Here is a 23,457-nt window from a genome sequence, read left to right on the forward strand (position 1 = left end):
TTTTTTAGCATTTTCTGGAGGTACTCAAATTATTTCAATAACTTAACAGCGTCCTGAAATGCTGTACCTCTAATGTACCTCTAATGTACCTCTAATGTACCTCTAATGTACATCTAATATACATCTAATCATAATACATTCTGCAAATAGTATGATGTTGCAGCAACCTCATAAAAAGACTTCTAACAGGGATCAGGGACTTCCGTTTTCTCTTTGAAGTTCATAAGTTATTATTCCTTCTTCAGGCCCAGCTCCTTTAAAAAGAAAACCATTCTTTTCCAGCACACGGATCGAAGCCTTCAGGTGGGGATACGTATGAGCTATGATACAATTTATTTTGAGGCTGGAAAAAGCCCACTGCAACATCGATCGGACAGCTTCTGTTGCATATCCTTTGTTCTGGTAGTCAAAAAGCATGGAATACCCTATCTCAAGGATCCCATTCTCATGAACAAGAAATCCCCCATTTCCGATCAGTACAGGCAGTTCCGATCCTTTCTGACTCAGGAGCCAGTAGAAGGTCCAGATTTTTCGGTCTCTTGCCTGAATCCGCCCTATAAACTCTTCAATTACTTCAGGAGTAATCTGGTCAGGGGGCCATTCCTGCGGGACATGCGCATTGAGGGTAGAAGCAAATGCCGGGCGGTCATGCAGCTCCAGAAGATATAGCTTCATAGTCGCGGGGACCAGAGACATCCTTTCTGTGTTAATAGGAAAAAGAATCAGGGGCATGCAATGGATTTGTGTTTTTATAGAGATAATCTTTTTGGTAAGTTACCTTTAAGGTATGGAAATGAGAAAAGAATGTGGGGGAATGGGCATCTGAAAGTTTGGAGTGGTTTGGAGTGGGGGTGTAAAAGATGTTGGGGGTATGAAAAGAGTGTTTTTCAGATGCCCTAATTATATAATAATATCCAATATTATATAAAATTATTGATATATTGATGTTTCTTAAATTCTCTGGAAGTACTGTGAATTTTACTCTTTTTCAGGTTTAGCCTGTCCTTTCTTTAATCACTCTGCCGGAATATCTCCTGTAAACCCATTCGGCAGCAAAACAGGAAACAATCGTGAGTGCAAGTAGTCCCAGGGTGGACTTTGAATGCACGAATTCATAGTATGTCAGCACCACAAAGAAAATAAAGCTACTGAGGAGGGAAGCCCAGATTATATAGGATTTTGCCCCGGTTTCCTTTAGCAGGTGGAGATGGGAAGCGTTAACTGCTACATAAATTATGAGACTGGAAGCGCTGGCAAGCATACCGATTCCTTCAAGCCGGAGAAAGTTTGCACAGAGGATGACAAGCCCCGAAGTGATAAAGAGCCCTTCAGTGCCCCTGTTCCAGAGTTTCCGTTCGAAAAATTCGGGCAGTTCTCCTTCTCTGGCAAGCAGGTAACTTACGTTTGCTCCTCCGTAAAGGGTAGCATTGATTGCGGAAGATGTAGAAAAAAGGGCAGCCAGAGCCATAATCTTGAAGCCAATGTCCCCCAGGAAAGGCTTTGCAGCAGCCGCAAGAGCATAGTCCTGTGCACTTTCAATTTCTGGAATTGAGAGGTTACCCATCACTGCGAGGCTGACGAGCACATAGATAATAATGACCAGCCCTACACTTAAGTACAGGGCTCTCGGGAGGTTTTTTTCCGGGTCTTTCAGATCTTCTGCTGCGTTGGTTATCAGTCCGAAGCCCTGGTACGCAAGGAAAACCATTCCTGCCCCGAAAAAGAGATTTTTGGGAGCTGGCCAGGCCGAAACCGAGAGGTTTGTCGGGTCCATATAAAAAAGACCCGCAATGGCAAAAAGTAAAAGGATACCCACTTTTATTGAAACAATAAAAAGTTCCGATTTCCCCACGGCTTTTGCCCCTACAAAATTAATGACCGTAAAAACAAGGATAATAGCTGTGGCAAAGACATTGTCCCAGACCGAAGCCGAACCTGCCGGCAGGAAGGTTACTGCATAGTACGAAAAGCCTTTTGCATAGAGGGCAAGCCCGAAAACATAGCCCACCCAGAGCAGGAGGTTGAGCCCCCCGCTTACAATCCCGTCTCCGAACCCTTTCAGGAGAAACTCCACCGGCCCACCTGCTGAAGGGTACCTGACCCCCATTTTTGCATAGGAATAAGTGCTTAAAAGGGCAACGGCTCCTGCAATGATGAAAGACATGTATACCGCGTTTCCGGAAATCCGGGCAGCTGTCCCGAAAATCGAAAAAATGCCTGCTCCCACCATCGCCCCGACCCCGATTGAAGCCGCCGCCCAGAGCCCCATTGATTTCGTTCCTGCCATTTGAAAACCCCTATTTTTCTTTATCTCCTCGCTCTTTTATATTTATCCTCTCTCTTTTATTATTCTCCACCCTCTTTTTTCTCATTTCTCTTTTAAAAATCAATCCTTTGCGATCAGGCAGCTTATACAGCCTAACTTTTTACAGATCAACTTTTGACAAATAATTTTTAAAAAAATTACATGACACGGGTCATGCCAGACCCGTATTTTCCGCATGCAGGGAATTTATGGATTGAAGAACTAAGAACTTGCCAAAATTAATAAGATCTGTAGAAACCGGCAAGTCATACTTAGAAGTTTACGTCTGTACCCATTTCTGCACAGTACATATATTTTTATATTATATTTTCCGATTTTATATATCAAATTTTATTTTCAGAGTTTTTTGAAAAAAGGTGAATTCATGGGTTTTCTGGCAAAAGATTCAGGTCAGTACAAAGATCCGCACACAAAAATAGAGGGATCTCCAGGAGACGAGAATCGCCTCATCTATTCGGTTTTCGAGCAGATCCGGATAGGCATTGCAATTGTGGATGCTGAAGGTATTTGCCTCATGGTTAACCCATGGCTTTGCAAAATACTGGATCACCCTGAACCCGAATTACTCGGGCCTGGTTTTAAGAGGGTAATAAATACCAATGGACCTGAACTCAACGCAGGGATCTTTAATGAAATTCCCGACGGAAGTTCAAAAATTCACTATGAGGAAAAGCTCTGTCTCCGAAAAGACGGAGAGAAAGTCTGGATAGGAATTTCAATCACTCTTGCCAGTGATTGTGATAATAGTCCTCAACATTTCATTTTTCAGATTGAGGACCTGACCCACCTAAAGGATACCTAGCTGGCTCTTGAAAATTCGGAACAAAAATTCAAAGTCATATTTGAAAATGCAAATGACGGAATCACCATAAACGAGCCTGGCGGCCGATTCCTGGAAGTAAACCATATTACCTGTGAAAAACTTGGTTATAGCCGGGAGGAACTACTTCAAAAAAAATCCAAAGACATGATTAGTTCAGAGTCCTCAAAATTGTTTATTGAGCATATGAAAGAACTTTACCAGTACGGACATACAGTAACAGGGAGTGAGGTTGCCTGTAAAAATGGTACATGTTCGCCTGTAGAGCTGAGTATGAGTTTCATTGAATACAGGGGCAAACCGGCCATACTTTCAATTGTCAGGGACATTACAGAAAGGAAAAAAGCCGAGCAAATGCTGAAATATGAAAGGGACTGTGCACAGAACTACCTCGATATTGCAGGGACAATCATCGTGGCTCTTAATGCCGAGCAAAAAGTTATACTTATAAACAAAAAAGGTTCAGAACTTCTCGGCTTCCCCAAAGAAGACATTCTCGGCAAAAACTGGTTTGATGCCTTCATACCTGAGAAGTACGGGCAGGCAACAAAAAAGAGTTATGCGCAGTTAATGTCCGGAAACGTTGAGCCCGTCAAAAACTTTGAAAATTTTATTATAACCAAAAGTGGCGAAAAACGGATAATCAAGTGGTATAACAGCATCTTAAAGGATGAAGAAGGCAGGATTACCGGGACCCTGAGTTCAGGGGAAGATATCACCGAACGTAAAAAAGTAGAAGAAGAAATGAAGGTCAGGAGCGCTGCCATGGCCTCTTCCCTTACTGCCATAATCATAGCCAATCCTGAAGGCTATATTACCTATGTTAATTCGGCTTTCCTGAAACTCTGGGGCTACTCAAGTGAAGAGGAGGTCCTCGGAAGATCGGTCCGAAATTTAGGGTTTTCGGAAGTGAAGGCCACTGGTGTTATAAATACGCTATTTTCCAGAGGGAGCTGGGCAGGAGAATTTGTTTGCAGGAGAAAAGACAGCACCGAGTTTCATGTCCACCTTTCAGCAAGCCTTGTGGTGGATGAGGCTGGAAAAACTATCTGCATTATGGGCTCGTTTCTGGACATTTCCGGGCACAAGGAAGCAGAAAAGATGATGATCGAGGCCAGGATGCGGGCTGAAGATGCAAACCGGGCAAAGAGTAACTTTTTAGCTTCTATGAGTCATGAGCTCAGGACCCCCCTGAATTCAATAATAGGTTTTGCAGATGTATTGAGGGAGAGAACTTTTGGTCCCCTTAATGACAGGCAGGCAAAGTACCTTAACAACATTTCGATAAGCGGGAAACACCTTTTAAAACTTATTGATGATATCCTTGACCTCTCCAGGGTCGAAACCGGAAAGATGGAGCTTAACCCGAAAGAATTCTCCGTGCCCAAAATGTTTGAGGAAATAAAGGTGACTCTGGCACCTCTGGCCTTAAAGAGAAATATCAAAATGGTATGGAAAACAGAAGGGGAACTGAAAAGCATAAGGGCTGACAGGACCAAGTTCAAGCAGATCTTATATAACCTCATAGATAATGCCATTAAGTTCACCCCGGAAAACGGACTCATAAAAATAGATACAGGGGTTTCAAAGGAGAATATATCTATCAGTGTTACGGATTCAGGCCCTGGAATCTCAATAGCCGACCAGAAAAAACTTTTTGAACCTTTTACTCAGCTCGGCAAGTTCGAGTCCAGAGAACAGCCAGGCACAGGCCTGGGACTCGTGATTGTTAAAAAATATGTGGAAATGCATGGGGGAACCGTCCGGGTGGAAAGCAGGATAGGGGCAGGCAGTAAATTCAGTTTCACTATCCCTCTTATCCCGGAATAATTATTTATCTTAAGGGACACTTTTTCCCTGAAAATAAGGTAGATTTTTCTAACCTTTATTTCTGATTTCTAACCTTTATTTCTGATTTCGAACCTTTATTTCTGATTTCGAACCTTTATTTCTAAATTCTAACCTTTATTTCTTATTTTCACCCTTATTTTGCCTTAATTCGGATTTCCAACCAGTAATCATTGTTTCCTACAAGTCATTTCTGATCAATGTTTCTTGTCTTCTTAAAAACTTACCCCGACAATTTATATTATTTCATTTATACGGAGGAAAAATATGGGACTTCTAAGTGAATTCAAAGAGTTCCTTTATGAATACAAGGTAATTCCGCTTGCAATTGCCTTTATCATGGGTATCGCATCCACGGCTCTTATAAAGTCACTTGTGGACAACATCATCATGCCGATAATTACAGCTTTTGTTCCTGGAGGGGCCTGGAAAACTGCAACAGTTGAGCTGGGGCCGATAGTGATAAGCTGGGGGGCTTTTCTCGCAGAGCTGGTAAATTTCATTATTATCGCATTTGTGGTCTTTATCATTGCAAAAAAGATGCTTAAGGAAGAAAAGGTTGAAAAAAAATAACTCCCGAAAAGTATGTGTAAAAGAAATGGGGTAAACGATGACCAGCGCAAAGGGAGAAAACAGCACTTATCGTCGTGGATGCACAAAATTTGATATGTCATGAAAAAGGGCTCAGTTCGGAATGGGGTGTGCTTTTTGACAGGAGATACAATACCATATACTCAGCAACTGCACAGCATCTCTGAATGCAGAGGTTCAAAAGTTTTCTATCGAGATGATCTTCCGATGCTCGGGGAAGTCTGTACAGTGGAGGAACTGGAGATTGTTTCCTGACACCTACCAGATTTCTAAAAACTCAATATTTCTTTTTAACCTTTAACTCTTAATTTAGAATGCAACTACTTTACTCACATTTCAGAATGCAACTACTTTACTCATATCCATTTTAACCAGGCATAAATCCCCTGTATTCAGGTTAAGAGCATCAGCAAATTGTGCAGGCAGTTCTGCAGTCAGGGACTTTTCATGCTTTGTAAGTTTAAGTACGATTCTTTTCTTTGGACCCTTGCTGATGATGCTGTGGACATATGCAGGATAGATGTTTTCGTCCTGGTCCTCAGAACCGGAGCCCGGAAGGAGAAGTGTTATATTTTCCGGATGGATCCCCCAGGAAACTTTATCCCCTTCCTTCAGGCTCAGGGGCTTTACCGTGATCCGCATGCCTCCGCTCTTTAAGACTGTGCATTTTGGGCCTGCGTTATGCCCCTCAACCTGCTCCTCAACCCATGCATCACTAAAAATATTTGACATACCGACGAGTTCTGCTACGTGCATGTTCTTCGGGTTATAGAAGATTTCTTCAGGAGTCCCGAACTGCTGGACTTCCCCTCTGTACAAGATAAGAATCCTGTCAGCTAAAAGGAAAGCTTCGTCCAGGCTGTGAGTGATAAACAACAGAGGTATCCCGATTTTTTTTTGTAAATGTTTTATTTTTTCTGCAAGTTCGGTTCTTATTACCCTGTCGAGTGCGGAAAACGGTTCATCAAGCAGCAGCAGTTCGGGCTTAGGAGCAAGAGCTCTTGCCAGGGCAACCCTCTGCTTCTGCCCGCCTGAAAGCTGGGAAGGATAGCGGGTTTCCAATTCTTCGATATGCAGGAGATCAAGCATTTCCCGGACTCTTTTTTCCTTATTGCCTTTTTCCCACCCTTTAAGCCCGCATTCTATGTTTTTCCTGATATTCATGTGGGGAAACAGGGTATAGGTCTGAAAGACAAATCCAAGGTTGCGTTTCTGGATTGGAAGGTTTATTTTCCGGCCGCTGTCAAAGTAAATTAGGTCGTCCACCGAGATATTTCCGCTATCAGGCTGCGTGATTCCGGAGATGCATTTCAAAAGCGTGGTCTTTCCGGACCCCGAAGGCCCAAAAAGCACCACAAGTTCGTTTTTCATTTCAAAATTGACATCCAGAGAAAAAACATTCATTTTTCCTTTTTTTTCGCTACCTTCAGCTTCATGATAGCATTTTTTTAGTTCAACTCTGGCACCCAAGCTTATACCTCGATTTATACCTTAAACTTATATCTCAAACTTATACCTCAAACTTATACCTCGAACTTTTCTCGGTCGATAAATTTTCCGGTCAGAGAAATGGACAGCAGGGACAAAATTACCAGGATCAGGACCAGCACCTGGGCAAGTTCGTTATTGCCTGCCTGAAAAGCGCTGTATATTGAAATTGACATTGTATTCGTTTTTCCCGGAATATTTCCTGCCAGCATAAGGGTTGCTCCAAATTCTCCTACCGCCCTTGCAAAACTCAGCACCAGCCCTGCCAGTATCCCTTTTTTCGCAAGGGGGAGGGTTATGAGCAGAGCAGTTTCAAGCTCACTTCTTCCAAGGATATAAGCGGCATGTTCAAGCTCTTTATCCACTGCTTCTATGGCTGCTTTTGCGGTTCTTACCATGAGGGGGAGGGAAACCGTATAAGCCGCAATAACTGCCGCCTGCCAGGTAAACATGATCCCGGTCCCCAGAACTTTGAAAATCAATTGCCCGATAAACCCATTTTTTCCCACCAGGACGACAAGGAGATAGCCAATTACAGTAGGAGGGAGGACAAGGGGAAGGGTCACGAATAACTCCGCGAGTCCTTTTCCCCGGAAATCACGCCTTGCAAACACATAAGCTATAATTACGCCACTGCACAGTACGAGAAGAGACGATATGGTAGCTATCCAGAAAGTAATGAGTATTGGGAACCATATCTTGTCCAGCATAGGGATCATTTCTTACGCTTTAATTTTATGGTTTTATCTTATGGTTTTATCTTGTGCTTTTATTCGGATTCGGGGGTGAACCCGTATTCTTCCAGTATTTCCTGTCCTTCTTCTCCAGCTACGAAATCAAGGAACTCCTGTGCTTCTTCTTTGTGCTCGGAGGAGGAAACCACAGCTATCGGATAGCTTACAGGGGTACTTACAGGCACACTGGCAATGATTTTGATAGTTCCGGGCTCTGCAGTCTTTGCGTCGGTCATGTACACAAAACCTGCATCTACCTCTCCCCTCTCAACATATACAAGGACCTGTTTGACATCTTCGGCAAGTATGGTCCTGTTTTCGAGCTGGTTCCACAGGCCTGCTTCGGTAAGTGCGAAGTGTGCATATTTACCTACAGGGGCAGTATCAGGGTTTCCAATGCTGATTTTATCAACTTCGGGGGCTGTCAGGTCTTCTAATCCCGTTATATTAAGGGTACTGGTCGCAGGGACTATGAGCACAAGGGAATTTTGGGCAAAGTCTTTTCTTGAGCTGTTTTCGATCAGCTCTTCCCCGGAAAGTATATCCATGTGATTCTGGTCAGCCGAAGCAAAAACGTCTATCGGAGCCCCACCTTCGATCTGCATGCGCAGGTTTCCGGAACCTGCAAAGTTCATTTTCACGTCTATGCCGGGGTTTTCGGTTTCAAACCGGGATTCCATATCCGTAAAAGCTTCGGTAAGGCTGGCAGCTGCAGAAACGGTCAGGGTATCAGGTCCCTGCTCGGCAGCCGGCGATATCGCCATTGCCAGAATCAATATTCCTAAAACAGCAGCAGCATAAATAACTATTTTGTTTTTTTCCATAATTATTTCCTCTTACCTATTTGATACAATTTTATGAATAAACCGTTGTGTTTTTAAAAACATAACGAGTCTTTCTGTATTTTAATAGTATAAGAAGATTCCCGGTGTAGGTCTCATGAAGGCTTTAAAAGCAAATAAATGATTATCGGACTTTTTTAACAGAAGCTCACACTTCACAATTCAGAATAGACCTTCGTGAACTCCGCACCAATAGTAATTATAATTGAGATATAATAAATCAGGAGAAATAGCCCTACAATTGACCCGACTGCTCCATAAACGCTTGTAAGGTTGACGTATGTGAAATAAAGACCAAGGGCATATTTGCCTATGGTTATGAGAATTACTGTTACCAGCGACCCTACAAAATCAGGTTTCAGATCAAGCTTTGTATCGGGCAATACCCTGTAGACAAGCATGAAAAACAGGACCAGGATAAGGAAACTGGCTATGGAGCCAGCGTATTGGGCAAGAACCGGGGGGAAGGGGAAAATCCCCTGGAACAATTTTGAAGCTGCATAAAGAACCCCTTCAATAATTATGCTAAGCGCAAGGAGCCCTCCAAAAACAATCACTACGAAAAAAGACACGATTGAATCCCTTATAAAGTCTTTAACCGTACTGGACTCAGCAGGTTCAATATCCCAGGCAATCTCGAGGAATTTCTTCAATTGTCGGAAAACATTGCTTGCACTCCAGAGAAGAATCACAAAACCAATCAATGCGCCTATCGAGAGGGAATTAACTTCCGGGATGTATTCGAAGAGCGCACTAATCATATCAATCACCCTCTGATCAACGAGTCCCTGCAGGTTATCGATTATGTTGTCCTGAATCCGTTTTGACCTTAAAAAAAGACTTCCTACGGATACAGAAAATAACAGAAGAGCAGGAAGGCTTAACACAAAATAATATGCCAGCGCAGCACTGTAAGTCTGTGCATTGTCTTCCACCCACTCCTTTATCGTTCCGGTGACCAGCTTTCCTATATACCCCAAATTCATATTTCCCCTTAATTCATAATATATGGCTCTTTAATTAAACATCTCTTATCAAAATTCTGCAAAAGATTTTTTCTGCAAGTAAACAGAAAATACGGGTCGAATTCAGGATTTTAAGCCGGAAATTGGTTTTTTGATAAAGAACATAAAACATGGTAACTCCGGATTACTTAAAGGATAGGAAGTAACTGTGGATGACCTAAAGGAGAGGGTTTAAAAAATTATTAAATAAGAGAGATTCCTCAAATGGCAAAACTTCAGAGTTCAAATGGCAAAACTTCAGAGTTCAAATGGCAAAACTTCAGAGTTCAAATGGCAAAACTTCGGGGGCTTTATATAAAATCCCTCAAATTCGGAATATACGCATAAAGTTGCATTGAAAATGAACTGACTTCTCCAGCTTCTTTTTGCCTGAGATATTCCTGGAATTTTTCGATCGCCTCTTTCCGCACATCTTCAGGCATACCGCTGCTTCTTGCCATTGAAACAAATGCATCGGAACAAGCTGCTCTCATCCTAACAGGCACACTTGAATTTTCGTCGCTGCTTCTTGCCATTAAAACAAATGCATCGGAACCCCTTTCCTCCATGGCTCTGATTAACCAGCATAAAATGTTGTGCCTTGTAGTATCATTAGGATGATCCAGCAGCTCAAACATTGTGGAGGCGTCTTCAGAAGAGAGATAATCACAGATGCTAACCGAACCTCTTGCCGAAATAATCCCTCCCGAGGTTTTGAGGGTAAAAATCAAACTTTCCTTTATCTCATTTCTCTCATCTTCTGAAAAGCTTGTGGGATCAATGCCCTGAAGCCCAACTATAGAAGCCAGGACATAATACGAGTTTTTCTTTTCTCTCAACCCTTTAAGGAGACAACTTCCCCTGATATCTTCAGGGATCAGGAAAGGGTAAAGAAGCAGATTTGATACTGCCTGAGGGCTGTTCCACTTCTGGAGTATGGAGCGAATCTTCTTAACATCTTTTCTATTTAATTGCCTTAGTTTCGATCTTATTTCCATTAATCCATCCAGATCCTCTGCCTCAAGAAAAGCTTTCAGATCCGGACTTATTCTCATAGAAAAAATACCCATATACTGCATCCCCAAGTGTTATGCTCAAACTGTGAAGTGAAATTTGAATGAAAAACCCTTGCACAGTTAGTTTGCATAGCCACATGTTTGAGCATATAACGACTTAAAAGTCCATTTACTGTATAACTTTAACTTTATTGTACTTAAGTTTATTCTTTATACTCTTTGTTGACGATTTAATTCAGGAACTTTATTAATATCAAGCGGTACCCGGATAAAATATAAATTGGTTTATATAAAAGTTCGTACTAAATATTACAGCTGACCTTCCGCAGATGTCTGACAAATTTATTCTTTTTTCTCGTTAATATATAAATATCAAAAATGTCGTATTCTGCTTCGGATTTCATTATGTTTGTTACAACACGTTCTCTTGATCATCATGGAATTGTTTCTGGCATTTATGATGAACTTGAAATTGGAAAAGTGATCGATGAAGTGCTGCCCAAAATTGGGCAGCACAAATTATCTCATTCTATTGTAGTAAAAGCAATGATCCTCAACTGTCTTGGTTTCGTAGACAGTCGTCTTTACATGTACTCTCAGTATTTTGAAACTCTTCCTGTTGAAAGACTCCTTGGTTCCGGGATCAGTGCATGTGACCTTACTGATGATGTTTTAGGTCGAACTCTTGATGAAATCTATGAAGCAGATTCGACTCAACTTTTCATGAAACTTGCCTTGAAAATGATGGGAATCGTGAACATCAGGACTCAACTTCTTCAATGTGACACTACCAATTTTAGCGTTTATGGAGATTACAACCATATAGATGGCAGTTCTGCCATCGAAATCACATATGGTCATGCAAAAGACGGTAGAGATGACCTTCAACGTTTTGGACTTGGGATTATAACAAATCAATATGGAATCCCATTATTTGCAAAAGCTTACTCTGGTAATGCATCAGATAAAGAAACCATAATTGAGGCAATGAAAAAGCTTCAAGAAAACATAACTTTCCCTGATGATGTTTATTACATAGCTGACAGTGCTCTCTATTCTGACAATAACATCAAATCAATGAGAAAAGGTATGAAGTGGATTACTCGTGTTCCTTCAACACTAAAGCTTTCAAGAGATTTGTTGATTTCTGATCTTGAGTTTAAACAAGGAGAAGACACTCGATATTCATTTTATGAAACCATTGTTGGATATGGTGGTATCGAGCAAAAATGGGTAATTGTCCATTCATCTGAGATGCAGAAAAGAAAAGATGTTACTTTTGAAAAGAAAATCAAAAGGATTGTCAAAGAAGCTCAAAAAGAACTCAAAGATCTAAAAAGGATAGAGTTTGCCTGTGAAGATGATGCCAGAGCAGCTCTGGAAAGATGGATGAAAGAGAATCCTTACTGTTTACTTGAAAACGTAGAGATTTCAACAGTTTCAACAAGGGAAAACGGCAAGAGAGGAAGACCGAAGAAGGATGAAAAGCTTATAGTCCACTATGTTATTAATGCAGAAGCAGTTAGGAATGAAGAAATTACACTGAATGAAAAAGAGCATCAAGGAAGGTTTATAATTGCAAGCAATGATCTTAATCTTGATGCTGAAAAAATGCTGGATTACTACAAGAATCAAAGTAAGGTTGAAAAAGGGTTCAGGTTCATAAAGGATAAAAGTTTCAGGGTTTCAGATGTTTATTTGAAAAAACCTCAAAGAATTGAAGCTCTATCAATGGTAATGGTATTAACCCTAATGATTTACTCGGTAGCGGAATGGAAATTAAGAGAAAGGTTAAAAGAAACAGGGGAAACAATACTTGACCAGGTTAAAAAACAAACTCAAAAGCCCACTTTGAAGTGGGCTTTTATCCTAATGAGGGGGATTACAGAAGTAAAAGTGGAAATTGATTCTAAAGTAGTAACTCAAATTGCCAACATGAATGAAGTTAAGGCCAAGATAATAAGGTTGATGGGGAAAAATTGTGAAAAATACTACTTTTGAGTGGAGATCTGCGGAAAGGCAGTTACAGATTTAAAACCAACATTTTTCCAACAAAACCAAATACATCGACTTCAATACTTACGTAGGGAATCAGCGCGGGCAAGGTTATGAGAGTTGGGAGAGGACTCGCCCGAATTGCGCCCCGGGATCGCAGGAAATCGGAGATTTCCTGGGAGTTGCGATGTAATCGCAACAGTACACGGTCCGTTTCAGCAGAGTTGCGGCTCTGCAGTACGCTGCCCTTTTCGCTGCGCTCAAGAGGGCTAATCTATGGGTTTTAGCAGTGAGCTTCGCTCGCTCAAGAGGACTAATTATGGTTTTAGTGGTGAGCTTCGCTCAAGAGGACTTAGATTTTTTGTTATTATAAGAAAATTGAGGGATTATTTTTAGAGGGGTGATAATTATAATGGCTAATCCTAGAAGAATAAGGAAAGTAAGGAAGAGTATGCCGACAATTGAAGGGGCAGGAGTACATCTGAAGAGGGCTTTTGGGTTCAAGCATGTGCCTGAACTGGACCCTTTTTTGTTGCTCGATGACTTTCATTCGGAAAAGCCGGAGGAGTATAGTATGGGATTTCCCTGGCATCCTCATCGGGGTATTGAGACTATCACTTATGTCCTGCAGGGGGAGGTAAGGCATGAAGACAGCCTGGGAAATAAAGGTATAATCCACCCAGGAGAGGTGCAGTGGATGACTGCGGGGAACGGGATTATCCATCAGGAAATGCCACAGGGGGATGAGAATGGGACTCTGTGGGGGTTTCAACTCTGGGCAAACCTTCCTGCTTCACACAAGATGATGAATCCGCGCTACCGGGAGATCAAAAGCAACCGGGTGCCTGAACTTATCATGGAAAAAGGGCTGAAGGTAAGGATTATTTGTGGGGAGGTAAACGGGGTTGAAGGGCCTGTACGGGAAATAGTAACCGATCCCGAATACCTGGATGTAACAGTGCCTGCAGATGAAAAATTTTTTCATATAACAGTTCCCGGGTACACTGTCTTTGCGTACGTGATAGAGGGCAGCGGAAATTTCGACAGGGAAAAAGACCCTTGCGCCTTTGAGTTTGAAGGAGAAAGATATCTTGACCCGGCAGAGGATTGTGTGATAGATAAGGAGACCCTGGTCCTCTACGGGGATGGGGATTCGATCGAGGTTACTGCAGGAGATAGAGGTGTAAGGTTCCTTCTTGTATCGGGGAAACCCATTGGTGAACCTGTTGCCTGGTATGGGCCAATTGTCATGAACACGCAGGAAGAATTAAAAATAGCTTTTGAAGAATACAAGAAAGGCACATTTATCAAGCATCCACGAAGCATCAAGCCCCTATGAAGTATCAAGCCCTCATGAAGCCAGAGAAAATCTCGCAACTGAGAAACGAAGTAAGAAAGGCTCCTTCGCAACTTCAAAAGATATCTGGCAGTACATAATGGACAACTTTGGAATGGAATTTAGAGAAAATTATGTTCCAAAATTGCAAATAAAATTGGATTATTAATAAAAAGATAAAATCAGTTACAGGAAAAACACCATCCTAAGAAGTTCAAAAAACAATAGAAAAATAAACGGGTACATTGACCCGAAAACACAGAAATATTTTTTTGATTTTTTCCCCGAGTTTACATCTTCTTTCGATCCTGAAACCGGTTAGATAAAACTCTATCCTTAAGCAGGAATTCTGAAAATTTTTGTTAGATATAAGGCACATTTTGTTACATGTATATCGCATTATGTTAGCAATTTATAACTTAAACTTCCATTGAAGGCGAAAAATAGAAATAATAGAAGATGTTAAGTATATCTAACTTAATGTTTGAAATATCAAATAATATGTTACAGATAAAGAACAGACTTTCGGTAATCTGCGAAAAAAGCATGGAAAAAAGATACTGAAAAAAGAGGATAAAAAGCATGGAAAAAAGATACATGAACAAACTGGTCCCTGGAATAATCATTATGCTTGCCGGGATGCTTTCGGCAGCTTTTCATACGTTTGATATGTCTATCTCTATTTTTTTGATCAACCTGGGTCTGATCCTCTTTATTATAACAGCCTTCAGACTTTTCAGGCTGCGGGGCCTTCCGGACAGGGATGAAAGAACAAAAAAACTGGCAGCTTACGGGATAACTTATTCCTGGCTTCTGACGTTAGTGCTCATTGCAGTGCTCTACTGGGTGGAATACTTCAAACTGATTGAACTTACTGTAGGAGGCGTGCTTGGTATACTTCTCATTTTCATGAGTATCTCCGCAAATGTTTTCAGGTGGCATTTCATGCAAAAGGGCGATGTTGAGTAAGGACCTCCGGAGGATAAAGAGTGAAAACAAGGATCAAAGAGCTTCGAGCCAGGCATGACCTTACTCAAGAAGCCCTTGCGAGCATGGTAGGGGTTAGAAGAGAAACAATAGTTTTTCTTGAGAAGGGAAAATATAACCCCTCACTCAAGCTTGCATACAAAATAGCCAGCCGCCTGGGAACAACGATTGATGAATTATTTATATTTGAGGACTCGGATCTCGAATGAATACCGGGTTAGAAGGAGCATTAAGAACTGAAATAATGGGATCGGATCTTCTCAGATATTAGAGAAAAGTCCGGGGAATTTTTTGATAACTGGAGATCAGGGGCACTTATATCCCGAAATCTCTTAAAAAAGACACGAAGTCCTCATATTTTTCCAGAAACTGTTTACCTTTCTGGGTCAAAGCATACACATTCCTTTTCCCTTTATACTGCTTTAATTCGACCATCCCTTTGGATTCAAGTTCCCCCAGGTATTCTTCAAACATCTGGTAGGAAAGATTGGAAAACCTTTGAAGTTTTGTAGGACTGATTGTACTATTGGAGTCGCGGATAACATTAAGAATATCCCGGATAATTTCAAGCCTGCTTCGTTTTTGAAAAGGCTTCATTTCAGAAGAATACGGCTCCATTTTCTTATTCCTTTGAGAATTATTACATAAGCGAGAAGGGTCAATAAATCAAAGCCAGAGCTTATCAGTTCTGCGGACTTTCCTTCGAGAAGGGTTGAAATATTACCCAGGAAACTCAGGGTAAAGAGCAGAATCAAGCCCAGATAATATGGGTTGGTTATTGGTTTTGTTTCTCCACCCGAACGCATATTTGACCTGATCAATAGCAGTATAAACACAAAAATAAAGGCCTTATAGCCAAAGGCATAATATTCTCCCACAATTACTGAGATGAGTATGTAGACTAACGTATCCATCAGCGTGAGAAACATGAGAAACATGAAATAAAGGAACTTATAGAATCTTTTTCCCAGGGTTCCCTCTACCATTCTCCAGCTAATCGAAGAGAGCAGGTTTACCTTGGCAAACCAGAAGCAAACCCCGGCTAAAAGAAAAAGCGGAATCATGCTAATGGCTAAAAGGTATAAAGACGCTACAGTTGAGGATTTGGCCAGCAGGAACACAAGATCCAGGACAAGCAGAAAAAAATTAGCGAGCCCGTAGAAAAAAAAGGTATTTTTGAAGTATCTAAGCCCTTCATATTCCATGAATGAATAGATCTTCGAAGTTTCCCGAAAGATCTGTAGAGCTAAGCCTACCATCAGAGCATATAAAAAAAGATCGAAGATGATATCGGACATGCTGGCAGAAGCTACAGCTTCTGAGACCTGATTAAGGAGTTCTTCACTTAAAGTTGCATTGAATAAGCCAGCGGTCATCCATCACCTTCAACAGTCCTGTATTATATATATTTTTGGAAAAATGGAGGTCAACTATACTTTTCAACTAGCTCTCATTTTTATATATGTGCCCTGTATAGAAGGCTGTGTTAAAAGAGTCTGTTTGAAAATAAGGAGTTTCTTCTCATAAGTTAAAAGAATAAGCAATTTTTCAGGTGATCATATGGAAACAATTGGTTTTATTGATGCTTTAAAATATCCATTCAACAGGCCTAAAAGGCTTCTATACGCTTTATGGATGCTTGTCCCGGTGATCGGATGGCTTGCACTTTTTGGTTACTTTGTCAGAATCGCCAACGAATTTATCGAAGGTAAGTACGAGGAGCTCCCCCAACTTCACTTCACAGATGATTTGACATTCGGGTTTTCGATGTTCCTGAAATCACTGCCTTTCTACATTGTGTATATCGCTCTGATAACTTGCATAACCATGCTTGACGAAGACATAGCGAATATCCTGGGCCTGCTCCTCGGGTTCTTTGTGTTTCCGGTCCTTAATGTAAACTTCTACAGGAAACAGACTGTCGGGTCTTATTTTGATTTCGGGAAACTCGGTTATGTCATGGATAACATCGGAGACTATATCGTTACGATGCTAAAACAGTATGCAATTTCCATTATATTCCTGGTACTTAGCATTGTCCTTATAGGCATACCTGCCCTGTATGTCACAAGCATGATATTTGCTGCAAACTTTTATAGCCGGTTTATTGAGGAACAGGTTGAGCAGGTTCTGTGAAGATTTCCGATTTTGTGCCAGAATTTTTGGCCAGAATTTTTGGCCAAATATATTTTTAATTTTTTGGGGGCTTTGTTACAAAGCCCTTATTTCATGTTATTATTTACCAGTGTTGCACCCCTGTTTTGTAATTTATTTCGAGTTTCGTATCCATGTAAGAGATATCTCAGGCCTTCCACAGGCAGACAGAAAAAATGGAGGTAAAATACATTTTTCAACTACAGCATGTTTTTATATAAGTGGGGCTTAAGGAAAGCGTATGGATAAAACGCTGATTGCCTTCAGGGACGTCTGGAAAACTTACCAGATGGGAGAAATCCAGGTCAATGCCCTGAAAGAAGTGAACGCAGAGTTCAGGAAAGGCGAGTTTACCGCAATCATTGGCCCGTCAGGCAGTGGAAAATCCACAATGATGAACCTTGTGGGCTGTCTTGATGTCCCTTCAGAGGGGAAAATCTTCCTGAAATCCAAAAACATTGCCAGTTTAGAGGAATCGGATCTGGCCGCGTTGAGGGGAAAAACAATTGGATTTATCTTTCAGCAGTACAACCTTATTCCGGGAATGACAGCCCTTGAAAATGTGCTTTTGCCCCTGGAGATACAGGAAATTGATGATGATATTGCGGAAAAAAGGGCAAAGGAACTGCTGACCCTGGTAGGGCTTTCCGATAAGATGAAGAACAGACCCTCCCAGCTCTCCGGAGGCCAGCAGCAGAGAGTCTCGATTGCAAGAGCTCTTGCCAGCAACCCTGATATCATCCTTGCCGATGAACCCACGGGTGCCCTGGACAGTGTTACCGGAAAAGAAGTAATGACGATGCTTTACAAACTGTGGAAGGAAAACGGGAAAACCGTAATCATGGTTACCCATGACATGCACCTCGCACAGTACGCCCAGAGGCACATTGAATTAAAAGACGGAGAAGTGGTTCGGGACGAACCAAACCAGGACCAGTTCTGTCCTGAATACTGAAGGGAATTACAGAGGAATTAAAAATGTTTCTTGAAAAAATAAGACCTGAACCAGTTAATAGTAAAAAGATTATGAGTCAAACCTTGACTCGTAGAGGAATTGTTAATAAAAACCTAATTTGCAGACAGCTTTTTGGATTCTTCATGGTACTGCTGATAAGTACAACTGCTTTCAGTTCTCCTGCCTTTGCTCTGAGTACTCAGGAGAAAGGAGTAACTGTTGACCTGCTTAACCAGGACCCTGACCCTGTAAAACCCGGAGACATTCTGGAAGTCCGGATTTCTATCCAGAATATGGGATATGAAGCAAACGATAACTGTATCGTTAAAATTGAACCAAAATACCCCTTCAAGTCCCTGCCAGGAGAAGAACTGTCAAAAGACATTGGTACTCTGGGAAAACGATCTACAGATGACCGCGAGAAGGTAGTAAAGTTCAAGGTGGGAGTGGAAAACGATATCAATAAAGGAAAATATCCCTTAAAGGTTCTCTTTTATTCAAATGAAGGAAAAGACAAAGTTTCCCTTACCAAGGATCTCATGATCGAGATTGATAGTGAATCAAATGCTGAGATTGAGTCCATCAGCCTGGAGAGATTGGTTCCCGGGGAAAAGACAAACCTTACTTTTGGGATAAAAAATGTAGGCAATTCTCCCCTGAAAAATGCGATGTTTTCCTGGGACTGTGCAAACGATGTTATCCTTCCCGTGGGTTCGAGCAATGTAAAGCATATCAACCTTATCGATGTGGGGGAAACTGCAAATGTCACCTTTGAAGTTCTTACAAACGTAAATACTGTTCCAGGCCTCTACAAACTGGATATGACTCTTACCTATGATGATGTTGAAGCACTCAAGACCATCACGGAAGCCGGTACACTTGATAACGAGAAACGGAAACAGATAAAAAGCAAGGCAGGAGTCTACATCGGGGGCACCACTGATTTTGATATTTCTTACATGGAAAGAAGCCTCACAGGAGCTTACACCTTTTCTGTCTCGAACATAGGAAACAACGCCGCAAATTCCGTAAAAGTTTCCATTCCCCAGCAGGCAAACTGGACCATCACGAACGGCGGCAGCAATTCGGTAGTTCTCGGCAACTTGCAAAAAGGGGACTATACGATTGCGGATTTCAATCTCAAGCCGGCTGCATACGGCAAAGAGCTGCCTCTCAAATTTGAAATCAGCTACACCTCAAGTGACGGGCAGAGACAGGTAGAAAAACAGGAGCTTACAGTTTACACAACAGAGTCCTCTACAAATGAAAATTCAGGGTCTGAAGAAAGCTCAACTGCTTCATTCTCATATAAATTAGTTCTCATAGTTGTTTTGGGAATTGCAGGTGTCCTGGTGTACAGGAAAGTTTCCAAAAAGAGAAAAATGAATGAGTGAATCCCGCGAAATTTAAACACCCAGATAAAATGAGCCATTTAATGATCAGATCCGGGAAGAGACGAATGAAAGCTTAATGTCCGAAGGCTGTGGTGCGATGAAACCTGCAAAGATACTCAGAATTGCCTTTAACATGGTAAAAGCCAACAAACTACGTAGCTGGCTGACCATTATAGGGGTGATCATAGGCATTGCCTCGGTAATGGCCATTGTCACAACCGGGGAATATTTCCAGGAACAGGTAACCAAAACCATGGAAGAGCTGGGTGGAGATACGATCACCATCGTTGCCTCTTACCCATTTAATTTTGAGGAGGCAGATTACTCCCAGGTAAGCGTAGAAAGTGAAAATGAAAGTGAAGGCGGAGGCGGTTCCGGAAGTCCTGTGAATTATGAAGAACCGAAAAGCCCGGAACTCACAAAAATGGATGTGTTCACGCTCCGTCGAATTCCCGGAGTACAGTACATCAACGTTAACGTTGAAAGCAGCGCAACAATGGAATTCGGAGGCAAGAAGACCAACGTCTATGTCAAGGGTGTGGACCCGCGGGTCTGGCCTGACATCACCAAGAAAAAGGTAGGAGAAGGCCGGATGCTGCAGCCCGGAGACCGGACTTCAGTGGTAATTTCCGGTGAACTTGCTAACAATGAAGAGCTGGGACGGAAAATAATGGTCAATCAGATGATCCTCCTCAACGGCAAGTCCTACAGGGTAATTGGGATTCTGGCAGATGAAGGAGGGCTATTTGGAGGCTTGGGATTTGGGAGCAGCATCTACATGCCTTACGAGGAAGTTTATTCCCTTCCAACCGATGAAGACAGTTATTATGGTGAAAAAAAGAGGGATGTCTACGATTCCATTGAAGTAAAACTCTACAAAAATGCCGATTACGAAGGTACACTAAAAGAAATAGAGGAAATGCTGAGGCTTTCACGCAGAGTTGATGAAAAGACCCAGGACTTCTATGTGTACTCAGGAAAAGAGAATATGGAAAGCGTCGGAAAGGTGATTAGCGGGCTTACTGCATTTCTGGCATTTATTGCAGGCATTTCTTTGCTTGTAGGCTCTACAGGGATTGCAAACACAATGTTTACATCCGTCCTCGAAAAAACTAAAGAAATCGGGATAATGAAAGCAATTGGAGCACAGAACAAAGATATCATGCTTATCTTTCTCTGCAACTCCGCAATGATCAGCCTTGTAGGCGGAATAATAGGAATTTTACTTGGCACAGCTGTCGTACAGGCGATATTGCTCCTGATCTCAATGAAAATGCAAACCCCCTTTGAATTTGCCCTCAGCATAAAAGGGACCATTATCGCAACTCTTGTCTCGATCATCGTGGGCCTGATTGCGGGCCTGGTGCCGGCAAAAAATGCTTCGGAACTGAAGCCAGTGGATGCACTGAGATATGAATAAAGAACTCAGGGCTCATTACGAAATAACCTGGTGCATCGATTCCAAATTCTGGACAATGAGTTGTCCATAAAAGAACCAAAGATGGACACGGATAAAAATGGATAAAAATGGATTGAGGCCATCTGTGTTTATCCGTGGCTCATTCATGATAAACGGGATCGATGAACCAGGCAAAACAAAACTATTTTGGAATTAACCGACGAAGCACAGGAAGGATGCAGAGAAATGAGGATATATATTTTTATTTTTAACTATGGATAAAAGCATCAATAACTCTATATAATTAAAAAAGTATGTACCTGATAAAATTATATGAAGTGAGAAAAATGGATAGTATAAAACTGTTTAAAAAGGTTACGGATGCGATTACTACAATTATCCTTTACGTACTGCTGCTGGCTTTAATTGTGGGAATGGCAAAAACCTTACTGGATATTCGCTTCATTATTTTTGAGTCCCTTGAAAGCGGATTCAATCACATGGTAACAAGTGTACTGACAGTTTTTATTGTTATTGACCTTTTCACAGCTTTTGTTGATTACCACGAACACGACCGGATCAAGCTTACGAATATAACGGATGCCACAATTTTAATAGTCCTGCGTGAGATCGCTGTGGGCCTTTATGCCCAGAAGTTCGGGTATGAATTTGTTTTGAGCCTTTCTGTACTGCTGCTCGTGCTGGGCATAATGAGAGTGCTTACTATCACATATTCCCCGGCAAAAACCCAGGGATCTTATACTGCTGTGCAGAATGAAGGGCAACCTTCAAAACAAGGTATAAGCGCCGTAATTGATCGATGCAAGCCTGCTTCTGAAAGCAATTAATCTTTTTTGAAGGCGGTTCAGCAATTTTTTCCTCTGCCCCCCATAAGGCAGATGAGAAAAATATTTATCTTTTTTTTGATTCAGACGGATTATGGGAAATTCAAAAATCAAGTTGTTCTGGCGCACCCCGTGGCAAGCTACGGGGTATTCGACTGAAATAAAACAAAAGGGGAAAAGGGCTCTGCAGGGATCACTACAGAGCGCCAAAAAAACTTTGGAGCACTTCAAAGCCTTATGTAGCTCTTTATACTTCGATGATATCCATCACATCAAGCCGCATCGTCGGAGGGACCTCTTTTTCCGGCACCCCCACCCTTATAAGCATCTGGATTGTTTCGTTTTCCCCGGCGTATTCTTCATGAATCTCCTTATATAGTCCAGCCATTTCCGGATACTCTTCAGTAGCCTGGCTCAGGGGCTGCATGGCATATCCCATGTCTGCGGCTGTTAACAGGAAGCGACTGTAGAGGATACCGGATTCAACCTGGGCCGTGCGGCTGTTGCCTTTTGTGATTATCAGGGCATATGCGGGAGTGTTTTCCACGGCAGATTCGGTCTGGCTGAGGAAAGAATCCCTTGAGGCTTCAGGGCTGTTCATTGAGGGAAAAAGGGATACGAGGCCCTGGAGTACATGAACTTTGAGGGGCGAAAGCCCCTGGCCTTCCATGGTAAAACCGTAGCGAAACTCGTTCTTCTGCCATTCGTTGGGCCTGAAAAGTTCGGAGCCTTCAACCTGGATACGGTCAAGCCCCGCCTCGACCTCAGCCGCCCTGAAAGCAATGTCCCCGAGTTTTTCAAGGTCCTCAGGAGCCTGGAAGATGACTATTGTGACATTTTCCGTGCTCAGGGCTTCGAGTTTCTCCACATCTTCTGCCTGAAGTTTTGTTTCTTTATAAGGAACTCTGTATGTGTCCGGAACGAACATCGCATCATAGAGAGGCGAATTTTCAGTCCCTGCACCGGTTTCATTTTCCCTTAACTTTTGCAGGGCCACCCTGGCAACAGGTTTGCTTCCCAGATTTGCTGCCGTCCCATCAGGCCCGTATTCCCCTTCGGGGAAAAGCTGCATGCCGGTTTCATACCCAAGCTCTTCTCCGGCAATCCTCACGTATTCAAGGAAGGTCCCCTGGCTAATTGTCACCTGCCTGCCCGGTGGGTCGGCTTTGGGGCTGAGCCTGTCCGAATCGACGTACAGGAGAAAGCTGTCATTTCCCTCAAGGACCACCCTCCAGGACTGCAGGTTATGGGAATTCGGGGCAAGCACCCCGTGGGCCAGGACCTGAACCCTCGGGTCTTCGAACTGCGTGTGATAGGTCCCCGACCAGGGCTCAAGATATTTCTTCGGAAGAAAGGCTCCGTCTGCCATAACCAGTGAAAAAATGCCGATTACGAGAATCCCTAAAACTGCAATTACAGCCTTATGTCTGGTGATCAAAGCCAAAATTTTACCCCCGAATTGGAGTTTTCATTAAAATCGATAAACTTCGAGTCATAAGATGCCAGCTCATGATATGCCATATTTTTTTCAACCTCCTCTTTGGGCAACTACCTACCTATGGAATTGCTTCATTTCGAGTTTTGTTCCTTCTTATCATTTTTTACGTTCTCGATCTTAAACGTATGGCTTCTACCCATAGGAGCTTGTTTAAGAAAAGATCTCCCGAACCTAAGTACAAAGAAACAAAGGAAAGGTCACCAGGTATGCACTATTTATTTTTAA

Annotated in this window: 24 protein-coding genes; 13 read left to right on the forward strand and 11 right to left on the reverse strand. The window is 42.1% G+C overall.

The features are described from left to right. Positions 1–192: 192 nt before the first annotated feature. Positions 193–732 carry a GNAT family N-acetyltransferase gene (locus EO93_RS14805; RefSeq protein ID WP_235282917.1) on the reverse strand — a complete coding sequence of 180 codons (540 nt, stop codon included), beginning with the start codon at positions 730–732 and terminating at the stop codon, positions 193–195. A 262-nt stretch (positions 733–994) separates the two neighbouring features. After that, positions 995–2,287 (reverse strand): APC family permease, encoded by a 1,293-nt coding sequence (locus EO93_RS14810; protein WP_048163346.1) that lies wholly within the window; start codon positions 2,285–2,287, stop codon positions 995–997. A gap of 403 nt (positions 2,288–2,690) precedes the next feature. On the opposite strand from EO93_RS14810, the gene EO93_RS14815 reads away from it, so the two are divergent. From EO93_RS14815 to EO93_RS17675, 4 genes are all read left to right on the forward strand, one after another. Further along, on the forward strand, positions 2,691–3,128 hold the full coding sequence (locus EO93_RS14815; RefSeq protein WP_048133698.1) for a PAS domain S-box protein: 438 nt from the start codon (positions 2,691–2,693) through the stop codon (positions 3,126–3,128). Beyond that, positions 3,129–4,976, forward strand: coding sequence for a PAS domain S-box protein (locus EO93_RS16615; RefSeq protein ID WP_255350235.1), 1,848 nt, complete (start codon positions 3,129–3,131; stop codon positions 4,974–4,976). A 285-nt stretch (positions 4,977–5,261) separates the two neighbouring features. Next, positions 5,262–5,567, forward strand: coding sequence for an MscL family protein (locus tag EO93_RS14825; protein ID WP_048163347.1), 306 nt, complete (start codon positions 5,262–5,264; stop codon positions 5,565–5,567). 135 nt (positions 5,568–5,702) lie between these two features. Further along, positions 5,703–5,840: a hypothetical protein gene (locus tag EO93_RS17675; protein WP_156161346.1), complete on the forward strand. Its 138-nt coding sequence runs from the start codon at positions 5,703–5,705 to the stop codon at positions 5,838–5,840. An 81-nt stretch (positions 5,841–5,921) separates the two neighbouring features. Here EO93_RS17675 and EO93_RS14830 read toward each other — a convergent pair whose 3' ends face one another. From EO93_RS14830 to EO93_RS14850, 5 genes are all read right to left on the reverse strand, one after another. Continuing rightward, positions 5,922–7,055 carry an ABC transporter ATP-binding protein gene (locus EO93_RS14830; protein ID WP_235284288.1) on the reverse strand — a complete coding sequence of 378 codons (1,134 nt, stop codon included), beginning with the start codon at positions 7,053–7,055 and terminating at the stop codon, positions 5,922–5,924. Between the two features lie 53 nt (positions 7,056–7,108). Then, complete coding sequence (gene modB, locus EO93_RS14835) at positions 7,109–7,792, reverse strand: molybdate ABC transporter permease subunit (protein ID WP_048133695.1); 684 nt, start codon at positions 7,790–7,792, stop codon at positions 7,109–7,111. Between the two features lie 50 nt (positions 7,793–7,842). Next, the gene (gene modA, locus EO93_RS14840) at positions 7,843–8,571 is read right to left on the reverse strand and encodes a molybdate ABC transporter substrate-binding protein (protein ID WP_394297254.1); all 729 of its coding nucleotides are present in this window, start codon (positions 8,569–8,571) and stop codon (positions 7,843–7,845) included. Between the two features lie 233 nt (positions 8,572–8,804). Beyond that, positions 8,805–9,635 carry a YihY/virulence factor BrkB family protein gene (locus EO93_RS14845; protein ID WP_048133693.1) on the reverse strand — a complete coding sequence of 277 codons (831 nt, stop codon included), beginning with the start codon at positions 9,633–9,635 and terminating at the stop codon, positions 8,805–8,807. Between the two features lie 329 nt (positions 9,636–9,964). Then, complete coding sequence (locus tag EO93_RS14850; protein ID WP_235284289.1) at positions 9,965–10,651, reverse strand: hypothetical protein; 687 nt, start codon at positions 10,649–10,651, stop codon at positions 9,965–9,967. A gap of 423 nt (positions 10,652–11,074) precedes the next feature. Here EO93_RS14850 and EO93_RS14855 point away from each other — a divergent pair, with 423 nt between their 5' ends. After that, the gene (locus tag EO93_RS14855) at positions 11,075–12,670 is read left to right on the forward strand and encodes an IS1634 family transposase (RefSeq protein WP_052734340.1); all 1,596 of its coding nucleotides are present in this window, start codon (positions 11,075–11,077) and stop codon (positions 12,668–12,670) included. A gap of 105 nt (positions 12,671–12,775) precedes the next feature. Here the strand turns inward: EO93_RS14855 and EO93_RS17680 are convergent, their stop codons facing one another. Then, positions 12,776–12,928 (reverse strand): hypothetical protein, encoded by a 153-nt coding sequence (locus tag EO93_RS17680; protein ID WP_156161347.1) that lies wholly within the window; start codon positions 12,926–12,928, stop codon positions 12,776–12,778. Positions 12,929–13,076: 148 nt separating this feature from the next. Between EO93_RS17680 and EO93_RS14860 the strand changes: the two genes are divergently transcribed. From EO93_RS14860 to EO93_RS14875, 3 genes are all read left to right on the forward strand, one after another. Continuing rightward, positions 13,077–14,003, forward strand: coding sequence for a pirin family protein (locus EO93_RS14860; RefSeq protein ID WP_048133239.1), 927 nt, complete (start codon positions 13,077–13,079; stop codon positions 14,001–14,003). 579 nt (positions 14,004–14,582) lie between these two features. Further along, positions 14,583–14,969, forward strand: coding sequence for a hypothetical protein (locus EO93_RS14870; protein WP_048133241.1), 387 nt, complete (start codon positions 14,583–14,585; stop codon positions 14,967–14,969). A 20-nt stretch (positions 14,970–14,989) separates the two neighbouring features. Further along, on the forward strand, positions 14,990–15,196 hold the full coding sequence (locus EO93_RS14875; RefSeq protein WP_048133245.1) for a helix-turn-helix transcriptional regulator: 207 nt from the start codon (positions 14,990–14,992) through the stop codon (positions 15,194–15,196). Positions 15,197–15,302: 106 nt separating this feature from the next. Here EO93_RS14875 and EO93_RS14880 read toward each other — a convergent pair whose 3' ends face one another. Together EO93_RS14880 and EO93_RS14885 are read right to left on the reverse strand one after the other, a co-directional pair. Continuing rightward, on the reverse strand, positions 15,303–15,605 hold the full coding sequence (locus EO93_RS14880) for a winged helix-turn-helix domain-containing protein (protein WP_235282888.1): 303 nt from the start codon (positions 15,603–15,605) through the stop codon (positions 15,303–15,305). Then, complete coding sequence (locus EO93_RS14885) at positions 15,581–16,363, reverse strand: hypothetical protein (RefSeq protein ID WP_048163355.1); 783 nt, start codon at positions 16,361–16,363, stop codon at positions 15,581–15,583. Before EO93_RS14885 ends, EO93_RS14880 begins: the two co-directional genes overlap by 25 nt. Positions 16,364–16,547: 184 nt before the next feature. On the opposite strand from EO93_RS14885, the gene EO93_RS14890 reads away from it, so the two are divergent. The 5 genes from EO93_RS14890 to EO93_RS14910 all read left to right on the forward strand — a co-directional run bounded on the left by EO93_RS14890 (position 16,548) and on the right by EO93_RS14910 (position 21,737). Further along, the gene (locus EO93_RS14890; protein WP_200898132.1) at positions 16,548–17,123 is read left to right on the forward strand and encodes a DUF4013 domain-containing protein; all 576 of its coding nucleotides are present in this window, start codon (positions 16,548–16,550) and stop codon (positions 17,121–17,123) included. A 259-nt stretch (positions 17,124–17,382) separates the two neighbouring features. After that, a complete protein-coding gene (locus tag EO93_RS14895; protein ID WP_048163357.1) occupies positions 17,383–18,096 on the forward strand; it encodes an ABC transporter ATP-binding protein in 714 nt (237 codons plus the stop codon). A 143-nt stretch (positions 18,097–18,239) separates the two neighbouring features. Continuing rightward, a complete protein-coding gene (locus EO93_RS14900) occupies positions 18,240–19,490 on the forward strand; it encodes a COG1361 S-layer family protein (RefSeq protein WP_156161348.1) in 1,251 nt (416 codons plus the stop codon). A 76-nt stretch (positions 19,491–19,566) separates the two neighbouring features. After that, positions 19,567–20,910, forward strand: coding sequence for an ABC transporter permease (locus EO93_RS14905; protein ID WP_235284290.1), 1,344 nt, complete (start codon positions 19,567–19,569; stop codon positions 20,908–20,910). Between the two features lie 326 nt (positions 20,911–21,236). Beyond that, a complete protein-coding gene (locus EO93_RS14910) occupies positions 21,237–21,737 on the forward strand; it encodes a phosphate-starvation-inducible PsiE family protein (RefSeq protein ID WP_048133285.1) in 501 nt (166 codons plus the stop codon). A 244-nt stretch (positions 21,738–21,981) separates the two neighbouring features. Here the strand turns inward: EO93_RS14910 and EO93_RS14915 are convergent, their stop codons facing one another. Continuing rightward, positions 21,982–23,178 (reverse strand): Acg family FMN-binding oxidoreductase, encoded by a 1,197-nt coding sequence (locus EO93_RS14915; protein WP_052735479.1) that lies wholly within the window; start codon positions 23,176–23,178, stop codon positions 21,982–21,984. Positions 23,179–23,457 lie beyond the last annotated feature (279 nt).

Origin of the sequence: Methanosarcina sp. 1.H.A.2.2 (assembly GCF_000979975.1) — an archaeon.
Taxonomy (GTDB): domain Archaea; phylum Halobacteriota; class Methanosarcinia; order Methanosarcinales; family Methanosarcinaceae; genus Methanosarcina.

Bases quoted from the DNA above. Each gene is read 5' to 3' on its own strand.
- EO93_RS14805 (WP_235282917.1), bottom strand. From the start codon at position 732: ATGCCCCTGATTCTTTTTCCTATTAACACAGAAAGGATGTCTCTGGTC.
- EO93_RS14815 (WP_048133698.1), top strand. From the start codon at position 2,691: ATGGGTTTTCTGGCAAAAGATTCAGGTCAGTACAAAGATCCGCACACA.
- EO93_RS14860 (WP_048133239.1), top strand. From the start codon at position 13,077: ATGGCTAATCCTAGAAGAATAAGGAAAGTAAGGAAGAGTATGCCGACA.
- EO93_RS14910 (WP_048133285.1), top strand. From the start codon at position 21,237: ATGGATAGTATAAAACTGTTTAAAAAGGTTACGGATGCGATTACTACA.
- modA (WP_394297254.1), bottom strand. From the start codon at position 8,571: ATGGCGATATCGCCGGCTGCCGAGCAGGGACCTGATACCCTGACCGTT.
- EO93_RS14880 (WP_235282888.1), bottom strand. From the start codon at position 15,605: ATGGAGCCGTATTCTTCTGAAATGAAGCCTTTTCAAAAACGAAGCAGG.
- EO93_RS14890 (WP_200898132.1), top strand. From the start codon at position 16,548: ATGGAAACAATTGGTTTTATTGATGCTTTAAAATATCCATTCAACAGG.
- EO93_RS14825 (WP_048163347.1), top strand. From the start codon at position 5,262: ATGGGACTTCTAAGTGAATTCAAAGAGTTCCTTTATGAATACAAGGTA.
- EO93_RS14870 (WP_048133241.1), top strand. From the start codon at position 14,583: ATGGAAAAAAGATACATGAACAAACTGGTCCCTGGAATAATCATTATG.
- EO93_RS14905 (WP_235284290.1), top strand. From the start codon at position 19,567: ATGTCCGAAGGCTGTGGTGCGATGAAACCTGCAAAGATACTCAGAATT.
- EO93_RS14895 (WP_048163357.1), top strand. From the start codon at position 17,383: ATGGATAAAACGCTGATTGCCTTCAGGGACGTCTGGAAAACTTACCAG.
- EO93_RS14885 (WP_048163355.1), bottom strand. From the start codon at position 16,363: ATGACCGCTGGCTTATTCAATGCAACTTTAAGTGAAGAACTCCTTAAT.
- EO93_RS14850 (WP_235284289.1), bottom strand. From the start codon at position 10,651: ATGGAAATAAGATCGAAACTAAGGCAATTAAATAGAAAAGATGTTAAG.
- modB (WP_048133695.1), bottom strand. From the start codon at position 7,792: ATGATCCCTATGCTGGACAAGATATGGTTCCCAATACTCATTACTTTC.
- EO93_RS14810 (WP_048163346.1), bottom strand. From the start codon at position 2,287: ATGGCAGGAACGAAATCAATGGGGCTCTGGGCGGCGGCTTCAATCGGG.
- EO93_RS14855 (WP_052734340.1), top strand. From the start codon at position 11,075: ATGTTTGTTACAACACGTTCTCTTGATCATCATGGAATTGTTTCTGGC.
- EO93_RS14900 (WP_156161348.1), top strand. From the start codon at position 18,240: ATGGTACTGCTGATAAGTACAACTGCTTTCAGTTCTCCTGCCTTTGCT.
- EO93_RS14845 (WP_048133693.1), bottom strand. From the start codon at position 9,635: ATGAATTTGGGGTATATAGGAAAGCTGGTCACCGGAACGATAAAGGAG.